The sequence below is a fragment of the Paraburkholderia elongata genome (assembly GCF_013177735.1).
In the GTDB taxonomy this organism is placed as follows: domain Bacteria; phylum Pseudomonadota; class Gammaproteobacteria; order Burkholderiales; family Burkholderiaceae; genus Paraburkholderia; species Paraburkholderia elongata.
Map to the genome: position 1 here is coordinate 1 of NZ_WOEZ01000048.1, position 5,405 is coordinate 5,405.

The following is a 5,405-nucleotide window of genomic DNA, read 5'->3' on the forward strand; positions in this document are numbered from 1 at the left end:
CAATCAGCCTTCAAATTGCTTTCATTGCGTGTCGACGACGAAGTGAGTCCGCAAACCGGCGCGAACTCAGTCGGACCTTGAAGTGTTTTGAATTACGCTTCACCTCAACTCCGACGGTCTCCTAGCTCGCCGCGTCGCCGCTCTCCGGTGCGACTTCATCGGTCAGTGCCTCTTCAAGGCGCTTGAAGATCCGCTTCGTGGCACCTCTTGCGTGCAGCGCGAACAAGAGCAGCGAGCGGCCCGTCACCTGATAGACGTCGCCTGAATCGAAGTCCGGCAACTCTTCGCGGATCGGCGCGTTGGTGTCGATCAGGCAACTCCACTGATCGCTGCCCGGAACGTCGGGCAGCGTGAAATCGACCACGTCGTGGTGCGCGTTCACGACGAGCAGGAGCGTCGCATCGGATGCCGGGCGGCGAATGCCAGTCGCCTGCGCCCGGCCGTCGATGACAAGACCGAAGCAGCGCATCGACGGATCGTCCCATTGCTCGGGCGTCAGTTCGTCGCCTGCGGGGCTTAGCCACTTCACGTCGGCGACTTGCAGGTCTTCGCGGAATTCGCCGGTCAGGAAGCGTCCGCGACGCAGTACCGGCAGCGTATGGCGCAGTGTTGTCAGCTTGCGCACGAAGTTGATCAGCGCGCGGCCGTCGTCGTCGATGCCTTCCCAGTCCACCCAGCTGATCCCGTTGTCCTGGCAATACGCGTTGTTATTGCCCTGCTGCGTGCGGCCGAACTCGTCGCCCGCGAGGATCATCGGCGTGCCTTGCGAGAACAGCAAGGTCGCCAGCATGTTGCGCTTCTGGCGCTCGCGCAGCGTGCGCACTTCCGGATCGTCGCTCGGACCTTCGACGCCGCAATTCCACGACTTGTTGTCCGAGTGGCCGTCGTTGTTGTCCTCGCCGTTCGCCTCGTTGTGCTTGTCGTTGTACGACACGAGGTCGTTGAGCGTGAAGCCGTCGTGCGCGGTGATGAAGTTGACGCTCGCCCACGGGCGGCGGCCGCGATGGTTGAACTTGTCGCCGGAACCGGTGATGCGCGTCGCGAGTTCGGCGGCGACGTCGTCATCGCCTTTCCAGAACGAGCGCACGGTGTCGCGAAACCTGTCGTTCCACTCGGCCCAGCCCGGCGGAAAGCCGCCGACCTGATAGCCGCCGGGACCGCAATCCCACGGCTCGGCAATCAGTTTCACGCTGGAAAGAATCGGGTCCTGGCGGCAACTGTCGAGAAACCCGCCGCCTTCGTCGAAACCGTACGGCTCGCGGCCGAGGATCGTCGCGAGATCGAAGCGGAAGCCGTCGACGTTCATCTCCGTCACCCAGTAGCGCAGGCTGTCGGTGACCATCTGCAAGACGCGCGGATGCGACAGGTTCAGCGTGTTTCCCGTGCCGGTATCGTTGATGTAGTAGCGACTCTCTTCCGGCATCAGGCGGTAGTACGACGCGTTGTCGATACCGCGAAACGACAGCGTCGGCCCTCGCTCGTTGCCTTCGGCCGTGTGGTTGTAGACGACATCGATGATCACTTCGAGCCCTGCCTCGTGCATCCGGTCGATCATCTCCTTGAACTCGGCGACGGCGCCTGGCCCTTGCGCGAAGAAGCGCGGATCGGCGGCGAAGAAGCCGATCGTGTTGTAGCCCCAATAATTCGTCAGGCCTTTATCGGTTAGATGGTCGTCGTTGAGGAACGCATGGATCGGCAGCAATTCCACCGAGGTCACGCCGAGACTCCTGATGTGCTCGATGACTTCCTTTTGCCCCAGGCCCCCGAACGTGCCGCGCATGTGCTCAGGCACAGCCGGATGGCGCTTCGTGTAGCCGCGCACGTGGGTTTCGTAGAAGATCGTTTGTTCCCACGGCACGCGCACGCGCGTCGGGTGTGTCCACGTGAATGTCTGGTCGACGACCTGGCACTTCTGCATGAACGGCGCGCTGTCGCGTTCGTCGAAGGTGAGATCGTCGCCATCGGCATTCAGCGTGTAGCCGAACACGGCCGGGTCCCATTTCAGCTCGCCGACGTGCGCCTTCGCGTACGGATCGAGCAGCAGCTTGTTCGGATTGAAGCGATGTCCGGCTTCGGGCTCGTAAGGCCCATGCACCCGATACCCGTAGACCGCGGCCGGCTTCAGTCCGAATATGTAGACGTGCCAGACTTCGTCGGTGTATTCGGGAAGCTCGATGCGTTCGAGCTCCTTCTCGCCTTTTTCATCGAAGAGGCACAGTTCGACTCTTGTCCCGTTCGCGGAAAAGAGCGCGAAATTGACGCCTTCGCCGTCCCAGGTGGCGCCGAGCGGAAAAGGCGAGCCTTCGGCAATGCGGATATCGTTCGGCATGAGATGGTGGTTCTCGGTCGTTGACATGCGCCGCGCTCGAATCCAGCGCGGCGGCGAGGCACGGCGTCCGGACCCAAGCTGGTCGATTGAAGCAGGTTGCATGCCCCAGCGCATTTTCGTCGCGGTGTGGGCGCATCGAAGGCCGGAAGGCGATGAGCTTCACGATACCGGAGAACGGCGCGACCCGGCATTTCTCACCAGCCCGATCTGCCAGCGGTGGGCTTCATCGGCGAAGAATGCCTCACTACTAGCATGCACGGCACTCGCCTCGCGCCATGCAATCACCGATATCTGGGGCTGGCTCATCAACCGGGCGGAGTCTTGCCGCGGCGTCTCCACGTCCCAACGTGGGCTCTGCTTGTCCGGCCACCGTGGCGACCCACAATACTCGTGCATTCCGCAGCCGCGCAGGCTGCCTTCGTCGCATTGCAAAGAGGGAAAACGCTCAACGAGGCGCTCGATGCAGCATTTGCGCTCGATCCGAAGTTCGATTTCACTTCTCAATGGCAGGCGTGGATCTCTGCCGTAGCGATTACCGGCGCAGTCGCTGGCACAGCTGCATCGTCTCGCTCGCGGTCACCGGAGCAGCAATGACCTGGTAAGGACCAGTCGCGGGCGACTGTTCGCATTCGGGGTGTGACACGACCGAGCGATCATGGCCACCTGCTGCCCGTCGTGACCGGCAGCAACCGACCCGGACAGCCGACCGAAAGTCAAGACCGGCCGCTACCGGATCCACAAGAGCCATTGAAGATCATGGACTGCTCGCTGTCGACGACTTCTCGGCCATGACGACCCGTGAGGTGGCCGATCATGCTGCCGCTTTAGAATGTCTCCAAACGAGAATGTCGAATGGTTTAGGTGCCCCGATGCTGACGGCTGTCGCCTGCCACTCCTGGTCGTGGGCAATCTCGGCCGAAGGCCCTGCATGGATGATCGCTCACCATTACTGGGGAAACGTAGTCGGGGTGTAAGCCCGGCCGTAGTAAGGGGGGAAACAATTTGTCGCATTTGTTGCGATTTTCCATCCCCGGAACCACAGACGCGCTTCGCTGGAGGGTCTATAACGAAACCCAAGGTGGGGTAACTCGTTGCCCCCGCACCGACCCTGAAGTCAGCGAGTTCAACCTTGGAGGCGTAGCAATTACGATCTGATGAATCCATGTTTTCTCTTTTCGAATCTCGATTAGTTGGGTATCGGAGGTGACCATGGAGTACGAGTACTGTGGCTGGATCATTAACGCGACTCCGGATTTCTCCCTTGGGAAATTCTTCGCTCACGCGCGGCTAACCCGCAGCTCGCCAGAAAGTAATGTAGACACTGAAATGCACATCGAACGCGATCTTGCCTGGTTCGACACCGAGGCCGAGGCGATCCAGGTTGCGCATAAATGGGCAGTTGTCTGGATCGACAAGAGCGACGGCAGTGCCACCAGTACGCAAGCTAATAATGCCCCGGCCGAGACTCGGGCTAAATAAAGCGGCGGATGCATTGTGCTGGACTGGACTAATCGCATAAGAGGACCGGTATCAGTGATCGTCATAGCCGCTTCGGCCCATCCTGTCGGATGGGCCGCTATTCTGCCGCCCTCGAGACATGATCGCTCGCGATCGGCCACTAGAGATTGTAGAAAGCGAGCGTGTGCCGCCTGTGGACTGCTTCCGCCTCATGGTGAGCGGCAATCTTTTAGCGCTGATCTGACAGCGATCGACAACGCTTGTTAAGAATGTTCGCCTGCCTCCATATCGGAGACGGCTTCCGGCATAAGCCGTCGCGTCGCTATTTAGCAATGCGTAAGATTATGTGAGGAAAAAGCGGCTTGGATTATGTGCAGCGTTGGAGAAAAGCCGGAACGGGTCGGCCGGACGCCTGAACAACGCCGGTTTCGCGTCAACTACTACCTGATATTATTGAGGCGGTTTCCGCAATTGCATCACGACTGGGGTAGATTCGTAGACCGTCTGACGTCGTGTTCTTTCCTCGCATGAGCCTAAATTTCTTCAAGCAATGGTTAAGAGGCCCTGCAACCGTAGGCGCAGTGGCTCCCTCGTCGCGTTGTCTCGCCGATGCCATGGCTGACGGCGTTGAGGCGTTCGAGGCGATCGTCGAGGTGGGGGCCGGCACCGGAGTTGTGACGGACTCTCTCGTGCGCCGGCACCCGTCAGCGCGGCTGATCGTATTCGAACTCGGAGATCAATTGGCCACCGAACTGAGAGGGCGATTTCCACAGGCGCATGTGGTCGGCGGCGCATTCCATGCGAACGCTTCGGTCCTTCAAGACCTGCCAGCGAAGACTATTATTGTGTCCGGACTGCCGTTTCGTTCGCTTTCGTCTGATGTCGTCGAACCCACGGTTGCCGCATTCGCTGAACTCCTTTACGCGGACCGGGCTCGACGTCTTGTGCAGTTCACGTATCAACCGAGAGTCCCGTTTACGGCCCCTGTAGGGTTGTGTTGGCACCGCATCAAAACAGTCTGGCTGAATGCGCCGCCAGCGAACGTCTGGCATCTGAGCAGCAAGACCAACTGGCAAAGTAGCGACGCGGCGGAGCTTGGCGCGTCGGCCTGATCCTTTCAGCACAATATAACGCGACGCGTGCCGTCCGACCGGTGGTATTCAGCACAGCCATTGAGGTACGTCTCGGCGCCGGGCCGCGTCACATCGCCCGAATAGTGACGGACGTGCTGCGAGCGAAGCCCAACACGACCGGTGACTCCCGAGTTGCCGGCAGGCGTCGCTCTGCGGTTACCGGCGGAAATACGTGGCATTGACTGAGCAAGTCCAGCTTGTTCCGCTTCCGGAGCAGGTGCAGCTTGACGTCCCTGCGAAGATCCATCCCCTGGAGAGCCAATTAACCCTGTCCTGCTCCGCAGCAGCGGTTGCAGAACGGCAAGCGTCCTGCTGGTCGCTGCCATTCCTCGAGTAGGATCCCATGGAAGTGGTGGCCATCGCAGCCACGCTAAAAAAAACGATGAAGGCAATCGCGAGTACTGATTTCATTCTACGTCTCGTTTGCGTGAGCGGCCCGTCTCGCCACGCGGTCCGCTGAGTGCCATTGAGGTCGCGTCAATGCC

3 protein-coding genes are annotated in these 5,405 nt (G+C 60.3%); 2 read left to right on the forward strand and 1 reads right to left on the reverse strand.

Translation table 11 applies throughout. The features are described from left to right. Window positions 1-121 precede the first annotated feature (121 nt). Window positions 122-2,329, reverse strand: coding sequence for a glycogen debranching protein GlgX (gene glgX, locus GNZ13_RS10610; protein ID WP_172163309.1), 2,208 nt, complete (start codon window positions 2,327-2,329; stop codon window positions 122-124). A gap of 1,209 nt (window positions 2,330-3,538) precedes the next feature. On the opposite strand from glgX, the gene GNZ13_RS10615 reads away from it, so the two are divergent. Further along, the gene (locus tag GNZ13_RS10615; protein ID WP_172163303.1) at window positions 3,539-3,808 is read left to right on the forward strand and encodes a hypothetical protein; all 270 of its coding nucleotides are present in this window, start codon (window positions 3,539-3,541) and stop codon (window positions 3,806-3,808) included. A gap of 719 nt (window positions 3,809-4,527) precedes the next feature. Beyond that, a complete protein-coding gene (locus tag GNZ13_RS52185; RefSeq protein WP_236001934.1) occupies window positions 4,528-4,899 on the forward strand; it encodes a hypothetical protein in 372 nt (123 codons plus the stop codon). Window positions 4,900-5,405: the final 506 nt, after the last annotated feature.

Coding starts and splice junctions, on each gene's coding strand:
- glgX (WP_172163309.1), bottom strand. CDS start 2,329: ATGCCGAACGATATCCGCATTGCCGAAGGCTCGCCTTTTCCGCTCGGC.
- GNZ13_RS10615 (WP_172163303.1), top strand. CDS start 3,539: ATGGAGTACGAGTACTGTGGCTGGATCATTAACGCGACTCCGGATTTC.